The 19668-nt window shown below is 43.1% G+C and carries 11 protein-coding genes and 2 pseudogenes; 3 read left to right on the top strand and 10 right to left on the bottom strand.

Features of this window, described 5'->3' with window-relative positions; translation table 11 throughout:
• Positions 1–216 precede the first annotated feature (216 nt).
• Positions 217–1068, bottom strand: coding sequence for a GNAT family N-acetyltransferase (locus tag NST34_RS16290; RefSeq protein ID WP_076283694.1), 852 nt, complete (start codon positions 1066–1068; stop codon positions 217–219).
• 61 nt (positions 1069–1129) lie between these two features.
• On the bottom strand, positions 1130–2977 hold the full coding sequence (locus NST34_RS16285) for a hypothetical protein (RefSeq protein ID WP_341128286.1): 1848 nt from the start codon (positions 2975–2977) through the stop codon (positions 1130–1132).
• 196 nt (positions 2978–3173) lie between these two features.
• Here NST34_RS16285 and NST34_RS16280 point away from each other — a divergent pair, with 196 nt between their 5' ends.
• Entirely contained in the window at positions 3174–3692 is a 519-nt protein-coding gene (locus NST34_RS16280) for a TetR/AcrR family transcriptional regulator (RefSeq protein WP_179086711.1), read from the top strand.
• A 123-nt stretch (positions 3693–3815) separates the two neighbouring features.
• On the opposite strand, the gene NST34_RS16275 is transcribed toward NST34_RS16280, so the two are convergent.
• Genes NST34_RS16275 through NST34_RS16250 form a run of 6 tightly spaced genes read right to left on the bottom strand, consistent with a single transcriptional unit; the run spans position 3816 to position 11351 of the window.
• Complete coding sequence (locus tag NST34_RS16275) at positions 3816–4709, bottom strand: glycoside hydrolase family 43 protein (protein WP_076283696.1); 894 nt, start codon at positions 4707–4709, stop codon at positions 3816–3818.
• A gap of 41 nt (positions 4710–4750) precedes the next feature.
• Positions 4751–6799 carry a glycosyl hydrolase family 28 protein gene (locus NST34_RS16270; RefSeq protein WP_081393027.1) on the bottom strand — a complete coding sequence of 683 codons (2049 nt, stop codon included), beginning with the start codon at positions 6797–6799 and terminating at the stop codon, positions 4751–4753.
• On the bottom strand, positions 6786–8255 hold the full coding sequence (locus NST34_RS16265; RefSeq protein WP_341128285.1) for a glycosyl hydrolase family 28 protein: 1470 nt from the start codon (positions 8253–8255) through the stop codon (positions 6786–6788). The genes NST34_RS16270 and NST34_RS16265 overlap by 14 nt, the downstream gene beginning before the upstream one ends.
• A gap of 8 nt (positions 8256–8263) precedes the next feature.
• On the bottom strand, positions 8264–9082 hold the full coding sequence (locus tag NST34_RS16260; protein ID WP_076299829.1) for a carbohydrate ABC transporter permease: 819 nt from the start codon (positions 9080–9082) through the stop codon (positions 8264–8266).
• Positions 9082–9975, bottom strand: a complete 894-nt coding sequence (locus tag NST34_RS16255) for a carbohydrate ABC transporter permease (RefSeq protein ID WP_341128284.1) — start codon at positions 9973–9975, stop codon at positions 9082–9084. Before NST34_RS16255 ends, NST34_RS16260 begins: the two co-directional genes overlap by 1 nt.
• Positions 9976–10001: 26 nt before the next feature.
• A complete protein-coding gene (locus tag NST34_RS16250) occupies positions 10002–11351 on the bottom strand; it encodes an ABC transporter substrate-binding protein (RefSeq protein WP_076299828.1) in 1350 nt (449 codons plus the stop codon).
• Positions 11352–11568: 217 nt separating this feature from the next.
• Here NST34_RS16250 and NST34_RS16245 point away from each other — a divergent pair, with 217 nt between their 5' ends.
• Positions 11569–13353 carry a sensor histidine kinase gene (locus NST34_RS16245; RefSeq protein WP_341060862.1) on the top strand — a complete coding sequence of 595 codons (1785 nt, stop codon included), beginning with the start codon at positions 11569–11571 and terminating at the stop codon, positions 13351–13353.
• The gene (locus tag NST34_RS16240) at positions 13346–14965 is read left to right on the top strand and encodes a response regulator (protein ID WP_076299826.1); all 1620 of its coding nucleotides are present in this window, start codon (positions 13346–13348) and stop codon (positions 14963–14965) included. The genes NST34_RS16245 and NST34_RS16240 overlap by 8 nt, the downstream gene beginning before the upstream one ends.
• A gap of 133 nt (positions 14966–15098) precedes the next feature.
• Here the strand turns inward: NST34_RS16240 and NST34_RS32140 are convergent.
• Positions 15099–15629: pseudogene (locus tag NST34_RS32140) on the bottom strand (chitinase N-terminal domain-containing protein); the annotation flags it as partial.
• Between the two features lie 285 nt (positions 15630–15914).
• Positions 15915–19643, bottom strand: a pseudogene (locus tag NST34_RS16235) (CBM96 family carbohydrate-binding protein); the annotation flags it as partial.
• Positions 19644–19668 lie beyond the last annotated feature (25 nt).

Below are 19668 nucleotides of genomic sequence, written 5' to 3'. Positions count from 1 at the left end.
AAATCTTTCTGACAACTCAGTGAATAACATAAAAAGAACCCAAAAGAGCTATTGATTCAATAGCGTATATATGATTTCACAAGTCTCCTCCTACTTCGATGTTAGAAAAAAACAATATTTCCTCATTTTAACCTCTAATATATACCCCCTTCTGCAACAAAAAAAACACTGACTCAAATCATCAGTGTTTTTGAATTAAAGCTAATGTCATCTTCGTCATGACAAATCTTTCTCCATTTCATATTGCTCGATGTATACGTCAAGACCAACACTTTGAAGGAAACGTATAGAATTTGTATCTCTTTTGTCTACATTATTGACGGTGATGATAGAATGTCTCTCTCCCATCCAATGAAATAAGGAACGCCCAAATCCCTGGTTTCTTTCTTCTCGCAAAATACCGAACTGTACAACTGCTCCGTTGGCCGATTTTATTACCGCGTATCCACAAATCTTATTCTCTTCCCTTATCGTGACCACATCGTATAAATGCGGATTTCGTAAAATTGCATGAACAGATTGTTCCCAAGAAGGTTCAAAATTCCAATAAGAATGTACCGATGTCCAATCGAATTCTTCCAGTCGAACCATAGTAATGAATGTATGTCTATGATCGTCCGGAAGGGTGACATCAATACGCCCCTTGAAACAAGCCAATTCTCTATGAATTTGAAATCCTATGGCGGTATACGCTTTTATAGCTTTATCATTCGTTTGAATTACTTCAAGCAAACACTTTTGAATATGAGCTTCTTTAAGGATGGGAAGAGCATGACGATAAATTTGTTCGACTAGCCGTCTCCCTCTATATAAAGGAACGACTCCTGTACCAGTATTAAATGCAGTACTTTCGCCGTTACGATCCCCGATGCCATGCATAACAAATGCAACCAGCTTCTCTTGATCAAAAGCACCAAACGACATCTGATAATTAACTCCCGCACCTGCAAATTTATCAGCTAAATACTCCGAAGAAACATGAAATGGAATTACATAATCGGAGAAGGCTTCGTTAAAGCAAGTTGTAAACTCTTGTAATTCAAGATCCTTAACACTTTTGATCAACATGTAGTTTTTTTCTCCTTTTTTTTGGTACTAAGTTCTTCATCATCAGCCAATCTCCAATTCATCATTTAGTACGGCCATAGAAAAAAGAATACCCATCTGACTTTCCAAGCTTAGTCGTCTCCGTTCCGTCCACTATCTTGACCGCTTTCAGTAACGATATAATTTGTGTATTCATGAGCTTTGCATCAAATTTGCCCATCTCTCTGTCTTCACTATCCACGAGCAGATAGTCGGGCATTGGAATGAAGCCAATCACCGGTATCCCTGCTTCAAATAAAGGCTGACTCTCTCCAAACTCAAACTTGTTATGTCCACGTAATAATACAGTACGTGTGCCGTCGGACTTTTCAATAGCTTTCAGCCATATGGACGCCATCATTTCATTGCCCGCATAGGTATATTCTGTACTTATTTTTCCAGTTGGTCTATAGTGACCCGTATCATCGTCCTTCCACTCCATACTGCCTAAATGCTCAACCGTAATTCCAGCTACAGCTTTCATATGGCCTTTCTTGCCATCCCAGAGCTCTCGATGCCCCTCCATCCAAGTGGAAGTCGCCTGAGAAGTTCCTTTGAAATCCGGTAATCTAAAATGGCCTGTCACAAAGGTGAAAATCATCGTACGTTCCGGCTGCTCCTGCTGTAAGTAACGAATCATGGACAGCATGCCCACAGCACCATTTTCCTCCACCACATTTATCCCATCCGTATGGGTATTTATGATAATCGCTTCATCTTTATTTTTCCCGTCAATTTTCACATAAAAGGATTCTGTTGGAGCATTTTTTTGTATTTCCGCTTCTAAAATAACCGTACCTTCTTTGTGTTCCTGGGCTGCACTGATCACCTTTTTCCCTTCCGTTTCATTGACCCAGATCGCAGGAATTCCAACATAAGCTGTAGTAAAAGGCACATACTGCTTTTCAACCTTATCGTCGGATACCCCTTTCCAGACAACAACAACAGCTTTCACACCCATTTCCTTCGCTTGCTCCAATTTAGCTTCTTTTAAAGCTGTAGTGAGGACTAGATCGCCTTCATTTGGGGCAATTTGGCTTTCCATTGGAGAGGAATCCCGCATGTTCATAACGATCCCACTTGGGAAATTTCTGAAATTCTCAATTTCAATGACAGCAATTTTTCCGCTGGCCTGGTCATACTCACCACGCTTCGTATATACCAGCTCCCCTGTTACCCCATTTTCGTCAGTTTCCCCGGAATAAGGAAAAGCTGAAGAGACATGAATTGACTGCTGATCAATCATTAAAGAGCTGCTCTTTTCTTCCCATCGGTCAAAAGTATAGTGATCACGATAAACTTTCAGCCCCATATCTGTTACCTGTTGCTCCAGCCATGAAATAAATTGATTATGACCCTCAGAGCCGGTTGTACGGCTTCCAAAAGAATTCATTACTTCAATATCCTTCAGCATCACTGCTGCAGAATCCAATTTACGTTCATCGATCGTCACAGCCGCATCAGCTGCTAATGCCACAGGTGTTGTAATAGGTTTTGAATAGATTCCAATACCCCAAAGTGCAGTAACGATAAGAGCAGCAATGCTGAATAACACTTTACGAACCACTATTAATGGAGTGACTCTTCTGCGCACCTTTTGTCCAAAGAGTCCTCTCCATATGCCCGCTACGATCAGCAGCAAGATAGAAAGCGCAAGCAGCCAAAATTCTCTTGTCAGTAAGTACAACCCTTCTGCCACCATCGCACTAATTAACACCACATGTAACTTTTCACGCTTCTTTAAAAGTAAAAAAGAGATGCCTAATTCCGCTAACAAAAGGGTAATGGTCACTATCGAGATTACCGTTTCTTTGCCAATGAATACCGTAGCACAAAGTGCTAGGATCAAAAGCAGCCCCGCTGACAATCGTCTATATAAGTTTTCTAACATGACGCCCTCCCATTTTATCTACTACTATTTTGACATTACATTTGTAATGCCTTATGGTTTTAGCATATTGAAAAGACTCATGTAAAACAATAAAACGAACACCAGAATGTACAAACGGAGGGGATATGTCATCTCAAATCATGAATTATACAGTCCGAATACCTCTCAGCATCGTTCCAATAAAGAAACCAACCGTTTGACAAGAGAAGCCATCTGCACGGCATTAGTATACTTGATCCAGGAACAGCCTTTTAACAAAATCACCATCACCGATATTGTGAAGCGTGCAGGGGTCTCTCGAACGGCCTATTACAACAACTATTCCTCCAAGCAAGAGATCCTGGTGGATTTGGTCGATTCGCTTATTTTCGAAATTAATCAAAAACTCTTACCTTACACCAATGAATTAACAGGCAAAGCTAAAGAACCTCAAAAATTTATCAGAGTGCTTTTTGAAGTTGTTTTTCAGCAGCGGAACATCTACAAAGCACTTCAAAGCGCAAAATTTGATGATGTGATTCTGCATTGCTTGAATGAAATGATGCTCTCTACTGCTCACGACAAAAGCGATGAAAATGTGTACCGAATATACTTTAAAGCGGGGGCCCTCTATAATGTTCTCCTCAAATGGATACAATCCGACTTTGCAAAATCCATTGATGAGATGACCAAGATTTGTCTCGATGTATACCAAACACCAATGTCCCAGGAATAAGGGGTATTATCAGCAAAAAAACGTTCACTCATCAATCGATGGGTGAACGTTTTTTATACTCTGTAACGCAATGGGCATAATGAGGTGTAAGAGTGCCTTTAGCTTACTGGCATCAGGTCTTGCTCATATCCTGTTGACGATACGAACACTATCCCCAATCTCTTCCATTGAAAAAAAACAAGGCCGTTCAAAACTCACTGTATTGGGTTGGTGAATGGTTAGCATTAACTCGTCTTGCCAGGTATAAAACAGCATCCCGTGGCCTCCGTCCTGTGCAAACAGCGGTTGAGGCTCATGAATCCAAGGTCCCTGGATATGACCACTTTGCGATCTAGCAAGCCCGATTGCATATCCTGAGCTTGAGTAGCTTGACCACAGCAGCAGAAGTTTCCCGCTCAGCGTTCGATGTAAGAAAGGTCCATCTGTGACATAGTTTTCACCTGAATGAACAATAACATCCCCTGTATTAGATACGCTCCAGCCTGATTGTGATGCCGTAAACATATACTGCGGCGGTGCTAAGGCATGACGTAAATCGATGGATAACGGCATGCAGCAAATCGCACCATCTGATATTTGAGTCCATTCATGCGAGAAGACTATCCACGGTTGTTGATCTTCGTCGATATGCAAGGTTCCATCCAGACATTCCCAGTCCGGTGGTGTGATCGGTGTTTCACTGATGGGAACGAACGGACCCAAAGGTGTTTGTGCTTTTAGAATTTGAACGCCACGTGGCTTGTTTTCTGCCTTGAAGCTAGCGAGCATGTAATATGCATCCTGGTATAGATGTACCTCTGGTGCCCAGAATTGTTGTTCTGCCCAAAATCCAGGTGGTGGCGTAAACACGGAATACGGTCCTTCCCATTCCTCTAAATCATGACTTCGATAGGCTTGAAATCCTTGAGCCTTCCCAGTCCAAGGATTTGCATCGGTTGTTCCGTAAAGATAATATAGCTGCTCCTCGTCCACACGCAAAATAAACGGATCCCGTATTTGAATTTGTGTCGTATGCATATGATGTTCTCCTTATCTATCGTATTCATATCGCTAGTGGTTCAATCTATGAAAGTAATCTCAGGTGTCCACTTGGTCGAATCGTAGTCGGTTGTTCCGCGCTTATCCACCCGAAATGATATCACATCGCCTTTATTCAAGATCGTAGAGGCCGCTGTTTCATGTCCCATATTGTCATTGTACTCAAGGACTTGCCACTGACCATTGGAAGGCCAAATCATTTGGTTGTTCTTCCAAATGCTTACCGTCACCCCATCTCCACCATTAACGACCGATTTCTTAACGATCCCGTTAATCTCAATCTTCCCTGCACGTGGAGACACCCAATCTAACAGAATCTGCGTTACATCCGGATGAAAATAGAGCTCTCCATCCGCTTTCCATATCGCATCCCAAGCTTTTGGACCGTGCCAATGCATTGAACCATCTAAATTCCATACCATATCCCTTGTACCAACACCTGCCTGCCAAGTTCGATAAAACCAATGGTTCACTCCCTGTTCCATGGAAAACTGTTCAGCCGCATGATGAGTGGAACCATCAGGGAGTATCGGGCCGTCTGTCGTAATTCCATTTGGGTTCTCCGGTGAGTACAACTCCAGATTACGTGCAAATGAATTGACTCTGAAATATGCACTTTGGAAGGCTGATACGAATTGATCGCCTATTTGGATATTTTCAAATGTAATGTTTTCAATAAGGTGTGCTGCATCTCTACCATAAATACGAATCTCGTTCGAACCATCCGACATCGATGTTATATTTTTATAATGAACGTTGCGGATGACTCCAGGCCATTGCCAGTTTCCTGGTAAACTACCGAACCAGAAATCGTCTTCCATTGTAATATTAATGAGACGTTTGGCTTTCTCCACACGGATATCTTCGAACGTGATATTCTGGATCGTAGTCGCATTCAGCGCGCAAATATTGATTGCCGCCCGCTCTGTAAGCTGATCCGGGTAATTGATATCATCAAAATTTCGTAAGATATCGATATTTTTAAATTTGATATTGTCAAAGGTACTTGCTAGTGTTTCCGCCCCGATACCGATGGCATTGTTCGCATCACTCCAGAGCTGAGAATTTTGATAAGTTATATTGTAGGTCGGTGGTGCTGTTGCAGGATCCACAGCCGGATCATAGCCTGCATTACCTGTACCTTTGATCGCTACGCTGTCATCACTTGTATGAATAAAAGCATGGTCAAACAATACATCATGACTGTTTGCGATATTAAAGCCATCCGACGAAGCATAACGCGCATTAATCGCTTTGTAATTAAGCACATCTACTTGTGCGGACTTCCACATAAAAGCCGTCCACGCATTTTGGTCACGTGCTACGATCAGGTCGCGAATTTCTATATTTTTGCTATTTTTCAAAGCAAGTGCGACTTCGTCAAACCCATCACCGCTCACGTAATCGTTCAGCAATATGCCGCGTCCGCGTATCGTTACATTCTCAGAACCCTGCACGAGAAAGCGCCCCCGCACAATAGCACCCCCTGAAATATATACAGTCTGACCTGAAGTGATTTGTACGGGTCCTTGCGCAGACAGATCATAGTATCCAGGTGGGTAATAGATCACATGGCTATCCTGCATCGAAGGGATATTGGTTTCAGGTGAACGAACAAATAAATGAAGTACACGACCGTTATAATCACCATCCAGCAGTAACGTAACGTCGGTGTCAGGATTAACTTGTACAGATACGCTATTACCATTCCGTGTCCCTGAAAGCCCGAGCGAATGTGGAAGTAACTGATAGGAATTAAAAGGAAAATGTACGTTGATATTCACGTTGGTCAAACCCGAAGTATCCAATGCTGCATAGGAGACATTGTTGCCCCACGCGTTTTCTCCAGAAACATATACTGGAACAGATGTATTCCCCGCAGTTATCGTAAAATCAGAAGAAACATATTTTGACGGCAGACCACTTGGTACAGGGTAGGCCGTAACCATAGCATCCTCGGACGCCTGTGCGTAGCCAGCTGGTATGTTTGCGCTAAACAATACAATGAACGACAAAGAAAAAAACAGTACAAAAACAGCTTTAGGTAAATGAAACTTAGAATGAGCCATGATGATCCTTCCTTTCTTTGATGTGTATGTTGTTTACGTATGGATTTGTTTCTAGCCACAGTGTATCTGACGTGTGAGCAATGCCATCAGGTGTGTAGATGTGATCAAATAATATATCCTCTACCCGATGTTCTTCATCATAGCCCCATAACCGAACCGGCGCATTGGACGGTATACGTATATTTCGAAAACAAACCCTTTTGATTTGACCTGCATCGTTGTCAGTTGACCAGCGGTCGCGCATCAAAATGCAGTTCACCACACTGGAATCCTCCTGGTGAATCGTAATATCTTCAAACAGAATATCGGATATGGTACCACTGTCACAAAGTGCGATACACAACGCACCCAACTCATACGCCCAGCGAGCAAAGCTGTGGAATACCGTGCAATGGCGGAATGTCACGTTTCGAATATCACTCTTCGATTCGCCTGCAATGCCAAGTCCTCGTACTTTGTCATTCCACACCTCACAGTACTCTACGACAATATCATCACCACCTAGGATCGGAGCCGGTAACATTGCTTTCACGCAAATCGCATCGTCACCCGTACGAACAAAGCAATGACGAACACGAACATGTTGAGAACTGACGATATCAATGCCATCACTATTCTCGCGATAGCCAAACAAGGAAAGATGTTCGAACAATACATTTTTACAATGGAACGCCTCTACAGTCCAATGCGCAGCTCCAACCAGGATCGGCCCATCTACGATAACGTCTTCACAATCTGTAAAACACATCGTCCGGCGCGCATGCCAATCTAGTGCTGATGTATCAATGATCCCGCGGCCCAGAATACGAATACCTTGTTTGCCTTTAGCGAAGATAAAATCGTTGAAATTCGGCTTGCCAGCCCAATCAACACCCAGGATAGGTACCTCATCATTCTGAGGTGGAACAGCTCTTATTATAGCGCCTCCAGCGATATAAACCGTTTGATGATCACAAAGCTCCAAGTAACTAACCTCATGCACGCCCGGTCCAAAATATAGAACATGAGGTGACGCCAGATCGGGTATGCGGTTTTCAGGTGGCATTACAAAAATCGATAGAGGCGTATGGACCCGTCCGTTCACTTCCACAAGCAAATGACATGCTCCAACGACGGAACAATGAACCTGATTCTCCTCAACACGGTAGGTAACACCTTGTTCTTGTGAAAACACCGTCGCAGAGTGAAGTTTCCCTTGAAAAGTCATGCATAAATCAATGGCAACGTCATCGCCTAGTAGCTCGATGGTACAAAAGCTGTGCGGGCCACCAGACGTGACGGGTACTGCATATACAGGCACCTTTTGACCTTGCACATGAACATCCCAATCCAGAGAAAGTGCTAGACTATCGGTATAGGCATTGTAAGCGTCAGCGCCACGACGCATAAAATCTAAACGATTCTTAATGGGCTTAATTTGTGATGGCACTTCGAAAATGCGAAATGCTGTTTCCATACTCTAACTCATCCTTTCACTGCCCCAGCCGTCATCCCCGAAATAATCTGCTTTTGGGCAAGAAAATAAACGATAACAACGGGAAGCGATATGATAATGACATTCGCGAACACAAGATTCCAATCCGAGCTGTGCACACCGAAAAAATTAAAGATCGTAAGCGTTAATGTGAAATTTTTGGTACTGTTCAAAAAATAGATCGTTGTTCCAAAGTCATTCCAAATCGCCATAAAGGTAATGATAAAAAGCGTGACTGTGATGGGTTGAAGCAACGGAAAAATTATTCTGAAAAACAGCTTTATCGGATCACAACCGTCGAGTATTGCAGATTCATCAATTTCTGCCGGAATACTTTTACAGAAGCCCATATATAGAAAGACGCCCATGGGAATATTCGCTGCAATCAAGACGAGAGCAGCTGCAGTGAACGATGAAATATTTAAGTAGTGACAGATGAAATACGTAGGAATGATCTGCCCTGGGATAAAAAGTCCTAGAATAATGAGTGAAGACATGATCGATGATACCCTATGTTTACGTCGTTGCAACACAAACCCGGTCATTGCACACAAAATGATGATTATAAGAACACTCGGTACGGTGAGGAGCATGCTGTTTTTAAACGCTGTCCCAATTCCGCCCTCTTTGAACATCGTTGTATAGTTTGATATCGCTTGCCATTGCGATGGAAAGTGCAAGTTAATCAGCGCAGCGTCCTCTTTATTCTTAAACGAGTTGATAAGGATCATATAGAATGGAATGATGACGACAAGACTGAACAAAAGTCCGAGTGCTTCGACTCCCCAGTGTCCTTTTTTTCGCTGCATCACATTTCCACCTCCTTGGTGGACAAAAACTTATAAACTGGCAATACAACAAGAAGCACGACGATACACAAGATAATACTTGCTGCAGAACCCTCGCCGTAGCGGCCGCTACCAAATGATTTGTACACGAGTGTACCAAACACTTCGGTTGCCGAACCAGGCCCTCCTTGCGTCACGGACTGTACAATATCGAACGCTTTTAGCCCACCAATTAGATTAACGACCATTGCATTAGTAAAGGCAGGCATTATCAGTGGGAAGGTCACATATTTAAATTTCATCCATGCCGTTGCACCATCAATTTCTGCCGCCTCGTAATAACTTTCAGGTATGGTCTGCAGTCCTGCAAGTAAGATCACCATCGTAAAGCCTGTCCATTTCCATACCTCAATGAACGCGACGGAGAATATAGCGATTTGTGGATTCGTCAGCCAATGTTGTGCGAATACATCCAGCCCAATGGTATCCAAAAAGACATTCATGATACCTCGAGTCGGATGCATGATCGCTGTAAAAATAATACCCACAGCAACACTGCTAAGCACAGCAGGCAAGAAAAACACCGTACGAAGAAAATTGGTTGTTCTAAGTTTGTTATTTAAGAACACAGCCAATAACATACCAAATACGACTTTTAATGCTGTGGTGACAAAGGCAAATATAAATGAATTTTTAATCGCAATATTCAGATAACTGTCCGTAAACACATTGATATAATTCTGCAACCCCGCGAAGGAGGCTGCAGAAAATTCAAAGTTACGTATATTTAAAAAAGAGAATCCAAATCCCATCATGGAAGGCAGTAAAAAAAACAGTCCATAGATCACAAAACATGGGATAACCATCCAGTAAGCATAGATATTTTTGAGTTGTTTTGGCATTAGATCACCCATTTCAAGTATTTCGATATCAGTTACGTTTATTTCCAGTTCGGATCTTGGGCTGCTGTTGCGTTTCTCGTGGTTTCTTCATCCATTGATTGGAGAACTTGATCTACGGTTTTAGAGCCCACGTAATAATCTTGCAGAAACTTGTCGTAAGAGCCGTAACCATAGTTATTTCCTGTTCCTTGCCATAAGGCTATACTCTTACCTTCTTTCATCAGATTCAAGAGATCTTGGTGTCCTGGTGAAAGATTTACTTTTACATTTTTATTAATATAAATACCTGTTTGAGCATCAGCATAAATTTGCTGTCCTTTGGTAGAGCTAATAAAATCAATTACTTTCTTCGCAGTGTCAACATCTTTTGCGCTGGTCGTAATATGAAGGGAGGCTGGCAAAGAAGAGTCCGTGAAATTTTCACTCTCATTATACAAAGGCAATGCAAACGCCCCGATATCCTGTACTGCATCCGGATACTTACTTGAAATTTCATCAATTACCCAAGTTGCATTGACATACATACCAGCATCGCCCTGTGCCAATGCGGTCTGAGCCATATCGTATGTATCCGATAGGTAAGTTTCATTAACATAACCTTTATCTATCATTTCTTTAGACTTTGCTATGGCATCAGCAAAATGTTTATTTTCCGCATAATTACGTTTGTTCGTATTCATTTCACCCCAAAATTGACTATATGATTTTCCACTTTCAAATACTTCTTTATTAAATCCAAAATGTGTGAAGGACTGAAGTGTCCACGCATCCTTACCGGAATAATAAAGAGGTATTTTTTTGATCGTTTTTATCTTTTCAGAAGCAGCTAGAAATTGCTCCCAGTTCGTAGGGATTTCTGTGATACCCGCTTCTTCGAATACTTTTTTGTTGTAAAACACACCTAATAGGTTGGTTGTATCGATTGGCATGCCGTATAGTTTACCGTCGTAGCGATATCCACCTTCTTCAAGTGTAGCAGCGTCATACTCCGATTCACTAGAAAGTGAGCCCATATCCACGATTTTATCCAGTGCGTTTACCTGTGTATCAATCCACTTTGCGCCATAAGTTTGAATTATGTCTGGTAAATCTCCTGTGGCAAACCGTGCTTTGACCACATCTTCGCCTTGAGAGCCTCCTGCTATTTTTTGAATATCCAATTTAAATCCAAGCTCCTGAGAGTTTTCATTGACATAGCTTTCAAGCGCTTTCCATCCATCCTTATACCATTCTGTAAATGTAAGAACGGTAACAGTTTTCACATCATTTGTTGCGTTTGGACTAGGATCCGATGATTTGGATGAATGAGCCCCCTGCTGTCCGCAACCAACCATGGATAGCGCCATGACGGATGTAAGCAGGATCACAAACATTTTTTTGGATTTCATTTTGTAACCTCCCTTATGTAATGTACTTTCATCTTATCAGCATCTGTCATGCGAGGAATTGTTCTTTTTTAAACTGAACTGTCCTTTTTTAACTGATTTTCACGTTCTGCTCTACCATCAGGGATTATGCATTGACTTCTTGAAAGATGGAGTGATAAGTTCGGAATACGAAGTTCAATCATCACATCATTCGCTTCAAGAAAGGGAGATACAGCCCGTGCATAAACTTCTACGACATACCTTACATAGCCTGCAATTTAAGATAATAGGTGTAACATTGACGCTGTTTTGTATATTTACGACGGCTACGACTTATTATTGGTACGATAGCTTGACCAAACAGGCCACGACCACATCTGTAAATAACTTGTATGCCATGCTGCAAATATCCAACAACAATTTTGAAACCGCTCTCAAGGATATTGACCGCGTGACAGCACTCATTTCCAGTAATTTTGGGAACAACCTGAATAGTCGGATTTTTAATTATTTGAAGTATAAGAATGTTGGGGATGCTACCTTGTTGCAATACCGTCGCGAAGCTGAAGACTATATGATTAGCTTGTGTAATTTTAAATCTTACCTTAATGGGATGGCGGTGTATGATCTGGAAGGCAATAGCTTGTCCTATGGACCCACCATGAATGGAAAGGAAGTTTTGAAGCAAGATTGGTACGAAGAGTTGAAGGCATCAGATACTGCAGTGAAGTTTATACCGCCTCATTTCTATAGTTCATATCGTAGGCAGGACTCTGATCTTGTATTTTCAATTGCACGCCCAATCAAGTACCATGGAGAGTTGATAGGTCTTGTGATCGCCGATATTAAGATATCCATGCTTAACGACATGTTTGGTATTGATAATATCAATGATTATGCGGTGTTCGTAATGGATGAGGAAACCGGTACGCCTATCTTTCCTGCTGGGTCCGATGCCCACAAGCTCAATGATACGGAAATGAGCTCACTAACAGACAAAGCGTCTGTAAGTGACGGACGGTTTGTCACTATGTTACGTGGAGAAAATAGTCTTGCCGTTTCACAGAAAATGTTCCTAACAGGATGGAGAATCATTGGTTTCGTCCCATTTAACGGAATACTAGCTGATTTTCTCAATACACGCAGTCAAGTCGTTATCATTGCCTTACTGTGTGGCGTAATGTTTATATTATTGGTTTCATTGTTTACATTTTTTCTGTCCCGTAATTTACGTAAGCTTTCTCGTGCAGTCACAACAATTGACCATGAGAATCTAAATCTCGACGTAGATATCCGTTCAAAGGACGAAGTTGGGCAGCTCTACCAGCAAATCCGTATTATGATTATGCGTATTCGCGAATTAATCACAGGTATACATAATAGTGAGCAAGAGAAAAGAAAATCAGAAATGCGCGCCCTGCAAGCACAGATCAACCCGCATTTTCTGTACAATACTTTAAACACGATTAAATATCTCGCTACGCTGCGTGGCGCACAAAATATTGAGAATGTATCCATTGCACTTTCCGATATGCTACATGTGAATTTGAGCAACGATCGTTTTATTACGGTTAAAGAGGAAATTCATTATTTACAGCAATATCTTGAAATCCAAGAATATCGTTACAGTGGAAAATTCACATGTTATTTTTCGGTGAGTGAAGATGTTCATGATAAGATGGTTCCTAAGCTCTTACTACAACCAATTGTGGAAAATGCTTTACTCCATGGTCTTGTGCCACAAAATGAAGTTGGAATTCTTCAAATACGTGTATTCACTGAGGACGATTTGTTACGAATACGTATTAAAGATAATGGGAAAGGGATGACAGAGGACGATCTCACCGCGTTACTCGCTTTCACAGCTTCAAACACAACTCATATCGGACTTGCCAACGTCCGTGCCAGGCTTCACCTACTCTTTGGAGAACTTAGCAGCTTTACCATGTGGAGTGAGCCTAATCTATATACAACCGTTGAAATTGGAATTCCAATGATCACAAAGGGGGTGCAATATGATTAAAGTGATGATTGTGGAAGACGATGTCCTTGTACGCAACAATCTCAAATACATGCTCAGTACGGAGCTGGTGAGTGCGGTAGGCAGTGCTGAATACATATTATGTGGTGAAGCATGTGACGGCCAAGAAGCTCTCGATAAAATCTCGAAGTGTTCGCCTGATATCATACTCTCAGACATGAAAATGCCGAATATCGATGGGCTTGCCTTGTGTGAGAGACTACATATCGAGCATCCTCATATTCAATTTATTGCGCTTAGTAACTACGATGACTTTAACTATGTGTATGGTACACTGCAAAATGGAGCCGTCGATTACATTCTCAAACATAAAATATCAGCTGTCACGTTGAAGGAAGCGTTGAATAAGGCAAGTCGTTCGCTGACACAGAGCCCCAAACAACCTGACCACATGCTTGACACCAACAATATCAATGCGTTGAAACAAGAGTTTCTTATTCAGTTGCTGACATGTTTTTATATCGATGATGATGAGATCGCCGCACATATCCAAACCCTTAAGCTCAATTTAGATCTCTCTCAAGTGTTAGTTATGATCATGTGCATCGACGACTACCAATCCATGGATCTGAAAAAAACTACACTGTTGCGTTTTTCTGTTAACAATATTATTTCCGAAATTCTTGAAGATCAGCAGAACGGAGCGGTATGCCCTATTGTCAATGAAAAGTATGCTGTTTTTCTCTCATTCGCGAATATCGTTAGCCAAAAAAAGATTCAGGATATTATACAGAATACGATGACACGAATCTCATCTTGCATGAAGAACTTTCTGAATCTTTCGGTCAGCTTCAGCATCGGCAACATATGCAGTCACATCCAGCAACTTCCGCAAAGTTATCAGCAAGCCGAGAAAAAGCTGAAAACCAAGTTTTATTACGAGGCTGGAGCTGTATTCACTAGCTCGGATGAACAGCAAGATGCGGCGATGCTGAACTACTTTGACATCCAGAAAGAATCAACGCTCACTCATCTGATTTCTATTCAGGACCGTGAAGGAATCTGCACCATGCTATCTCATTTATTCAGCGAAATTCGAGCAAATAAACCACCGCTTGCGATTGCACAAATGGTCTTCACCGATTTACTCAGTCTTATTAACAAGATTTGCAAAAATCATTCGATCGATCTACGTGAGGTTTATGCAGACCCAATTTTGCCTGATAAGCATCTGAGTGATTTTTCATCTCTGTCATCCGTACAGGAATGGCTATTATCGCTATTCGACAAGCTCTGCGATGCGCTTGCGATGCATGAAGCATTGCCAACCTCAATCTATGTAAAAGAAGCACTAGCGTTTATCCATGTGCATTATACAGAAGATATTTCACTAAGCCTGATCGCTGACAAAATAAATATTAGCAACGTTTATTTGAGTAAGCTTTTCAAACAAGAGATTGGTATTGGCTTTGCTGAGTATTTGATAAAATACCGATTAAAGCTAGCACAGACACTCTTGGATCAGCATAGGCTCTCAATTCACGAAATTGCCACGGCAAGCGGGTTCAAAGATTATATCTATTTTTTAAAAACATTTAAAAAGCACGTTGGTGTCACGCCGACTGAATATATAAAAAAAACCTGCAACATTTGATCGATGATTATCAAACTCAAAAATAAACTAAAACGCAGTCACAGCAGCTGCGGCAGAAGCCCGAATGCTCAACATGTTGAAGACGCCAATACCACGTGATGTATTGGCGTCTTTGTGATTTAGCGGCTAAGGATTATTGCACGTGTACGGTGATCGTATTACTCGATGTCACGCCAGCTTCGTTCACAAGCTCGCATCGATATTCATACATGCCCGCCGGTAGATCACGGATCTCCGTTACTGCCGATTGCGCTTGAGGTGTCTTATTGGTGAGCGTCTGGGTATCGATGAGCACGCCGTTCTCATAAAGCCGGTACGACGACCCATTTGTTCCCCACCACATGTTCATGCTCACTTTGAAGGTTCCATCCCCATTCCAGTTATCATGTGAGAGAACTGGTTGGCCTGGATCAGCATCGGTCACGCGCACAGTTAGTATGTTGCTTCGCGTGGTACCGAATGCATTTGTCAGTTCAGCGATATAGCGGTACGTACCGTTTGCCTTGTATGTCACGGAGGTGACTGTGGATTGGGCTTGAGGTGATGCGTCTTTGAGTGTTTGTGTATCGATGAGTGCATCATTCTCATATAATTTGTAAGTTGTACCGTTGTTTCCCCACCACATGTTCATCTTTACGTCATAAGTTCCGTCAATTAAGCCTGTATTATGGCCGTTATTGCTTGATAGTTCGGGTTTACCGGGACCCCCAGAAGCATTCGCCACGATGTTGCTTACCTCCGCTTTCGCCGTACCCGTGTTCCCTGCTGCATCAACGAATTCGAATGTGAAGATGCCATTCTCCTTAAACGTATAGCTATCTGCTCCCTCATTGTTCGTTATCGTAACCGGCTCACTTGCCGTCATTGTAGCGATGACCTCTTGTTTGGTCGGTTCCGTAGTGCTGTATACAATTGATGCCGTTGGTGTAGTCTTGTCTATGCGGAAGGTGATTTTCTGGTTTGCCTCCACATTTCCTGCTCGATCCATCGATCGATACAGTAGGGTATACATACCGTCTTGTTCAAAAGTCAGAGGAATCGTGTACGGCAGCCATATTTTCCCGCCATCTAAACTGTATACCACGGATGCTACATCGGACTTGTCATCGGTTGCGCTCAGTGTCGCTTGTACGCTGCTCATATACCAACCGTTACGTTCCGTCCCTTCGAGTGAAGCGATCGTCGTCGGAGGGGTCATGTCAGTAACAATCCACTGCATGGAACGAAACTTGGAAGATAACTTCCCGTCGCCGATTCCTCCTCCCCATTCAATGAACCCTTTTCTGCCGGATCCGTCATTGTCATTAACAAGCAACGAGAAGCTGATGTTCCCGTTCTTCTCCGGCTTAATCGGTGCGACTTCCGACCAAGGGAGAGATAGTTCGTAGATCGTATTCTGCTCTTGATCTCTTGTAATAGCTAGCTGACCATTGGTGATGGGTCCTTTAATCACGCCCGGAGGGGCATTCCAACTGTATATTTGCGGACCATCAGGTGTTTGAGAAATTCCGATTTCGTACCAATACGGTTCTTCACCCGGAAGGCCATTCGCAATGGCAAACTGAATGCTGTCGTTGTTCCAAATATCGGCACCCAGGAAAGAAGAATAATGCACATTGTCCTTTACTTTCGCAGATAGATAGAGTTGGTTTGTATCGTAACTGATCCAGACATTTCCGCTTAAATCTCCTGCACCTTGATAGCCTGTCATTTTGACCGTACCCTTCGACAGATCGATCGGAGATGCGCTGGCTGCCGTGTCCGGATCCAGCACTCCATCTACTGCAACAGACCTAAGGGGCACAGGATTAAATTCGGCAGATCCCGTGTAGGTATACGGATCAAAACCATCGACATTAACTGTCACTTTAATTGTACTACTAACACCAAGGCTAATGGCAGATAGGGGGAATTTCACGGAGGTAGATGCATCAGCTGGAATCGAAACATTCAGAACCTCCGATCCGGATTGGGTTCCGAATCTCCATTCCACTTTATTAATCTGAATCGGCTTGGTTGTGGATTCGTTCTTAATTGTAACCATAAGTGCTTTGCTGCTATCCGATTCATTAAGAGTAGGTCGTACCTGAACGTTATACGATGGAAGTGTCGATGCCGAACTTCTCAACAGGCCGACTCTCTCGCTCCCATTCATCAATACGCCTGTAATAAGACGAGTACCCGGTTCGTTACCACTCGGCACGCTGATTGTTTCCGTCGTTTTCTGACCGCTAGGTGTAGACACCGAATAGTGCTGTCCTTCTACAACTAGATTGAAATCAAAGTCATCGGACATCTTGTTATCCGTCTCAAGGGCGAGTGACATCGAATCACCTACGTGTGATGACTTACTTGTTAACGTAAATGTGGAATCCTTCTCAATACCTCTAACTTCTCCTGCCACAAAAAAGGGTTCATTGCTTAATGTCACAAATACGTTGCCATTATACGGCGTGTATGTGTGCGTATTTCCCATCATATCCGTGATCTGAATCGGACTCGGCGTACGTATGACGACTGGCGTCGATGTGCTTGTTGTCCATAAGACACGAACCGGTTCACCATTTTTATCGAACGTATAGCTTCGAATATCTTCTTCCGTGACATCCCGCGCAACGAACTGTACGTTGTTCAGTATCCTTGTCATAGTCGCAAAACTCGTATAGGCGGGCTTTGGCGTAAGGCTCCCTAACGGATCGTTCGGATTTCGCAAAAGGCCGAAGTTATCTTCATTAATATTTTGGATCCCGTCATTGATCAGGTCGTACCATACAACCTGATCCACACCATTCGCGATTGCAACGACATAAGCGCGAAGCAAATAATTGGCTTGGGTCTTCTCATCCACGCCGCGGGCATCAAGCTGGGTTGGCCATCCGGTCTCATTAATCCAGATCGGCTTCAGATTTCCGTTGTTGTACTTCAGAATCAAATTTTTCAAATCAGCAATCTGGGTTTCATACCCTTCCGGCGCACCGGGATATAGATAGGGATGAATCGAGAACCCATCCATATATGACATGCCGCCCAGCTTAAGCACATCTTCAATCCATTTGAGATTACCCACTGTCGATGTGCCAAGAACAGGCAGTTCAGGGTACATAGGTTTGATCGTCTCATACGTTTTCTTCAAGAGTGGATAATAGAATTCTGGTTTGGAATCGGCTGGCCCATTGCCGCGATCTCCGAAGCTGCCATAAAATTCGTTGTATACTTCAACGGCATCCATCTGGCCTTGGTAATGATCGACGTAAGCCTTCATATAATTGGCGAATCCTGTCCGCCCGGCATCTGTATAAGGGGTACTGTTATTGTCGTAATTGGGGTTAGTGTATCCGGATACATAAAGGAAATCAAAATCGTCTGAATCTAGCATATTCATGTAATAGTCCGGCTGAGGGGTAAAGGTGTAGTTCCCCTGCTGTCGCTCGATGCCAGGCCACTCATAGCCGCCCCGCACCATGCGGATGCCGGCATCCTTCATCAGCTTCACGATATCAGGAGTCATGGCCTGTGGAAAACGATGCAAATGAGTCGATACTCCGAACGGAGCATGTTCATTTCCCGTTGCATCACGAGTGGCAAGTACAGTGAATGGTGTTTTAATTAATACAGGATCGCTCCCTGCAAGATCGGCTCTGACATGCAGTGTGAAATATCCATACGTGGAATGTGGAACAGTCCATATGGCTTCGTTATGAACCGTTGGTGCCACGCCTTCCGATACAAATGCTCCTTGATAATCGTAAACAGACCATGCGACAGATGGCCTCGCCGTTCGGACTTTGAACTGAATCGGCTCACTGTTCGTATAGACATTCCCTGGACGGGTCTGGATCAGCTTCGTCGTTGGTGTCGCTGCTGTAACATACGGACCATCATTGCTCCATTGATTCTGGGCGTTTCCGGCTTCCACTTTGAACGTATAATTCTGACCTAGCTGCAATCCCGATACGGTGTAAGAAGTCGTTGTTCCATTCACCGTCCCTAAGATGCTGCCATTTCGATACACCGTATAACCGGTCACGCCAACTGGGTCGGTTGCTGTGGACCATTCGAGCTGTAGACCAGACTCCGTTATATTGGTGACGCTCAGTGCTCCACCACCTTGCCAACTCGGTGCATTTGCATTCGTCCTATTGGAAGAAATGTCCAGGTAGGGCTGGTTGACGATGTTCTCCCTGCTGTTGATAGAGACCGAATGGCCTTGCGCCGCCTGCTGTATCAATGCTAGGCTTGCTATACCGTCTGCAGCCTTTTGCTGTTTGACAAAGGCCGTTACATCCCATTCTTGCCAGCTTGCCGTCTTACCGACATTAGCGGAGGACAAATAATGATTGATGTCAGGTTTATTGTTCCAGGTCACTGACTGCTCTTCCCAGGTGTCGTCCTCCATGCCATACGCTTGAACGCCGATCGTCGAATTCTCTGTATCGATTGCATATACCTTTATTTTGGCCGTGCCAATCTCTCCGGTAATGGAGCTAAGATCGAATTTTAAATACGTTTGCCGATTTAAATTAATATCCGCGTTATAATTTTTGACAATGAGCTGATTAGAGGTCCCATAATTTTTACTCGCATTCCCTCCAGCATTGACATAGGTATCTTCGAGCGGATTCAACTGGACAACCGTGGGAGCAGTATTAGCAGAGGCGATAGAAGACGTTACGAACATCGGTGCGGGCCATGGCAGTACAAGA

The sequence above is a fragment of the Paenibacillus sp. FSL H7-0714 genome, assembly GCF_038003765.1.
In the GTDB taxonomy this organism is placed as follows: domain Bacteria; phylum Bacillota; class Bacilli; order Paenibacillales; family Paenibacillaceae; genus Paenibacillus_AQ.
This window is presented reverse-complemented; position numbering and strand designations above follow the sequence as displayed.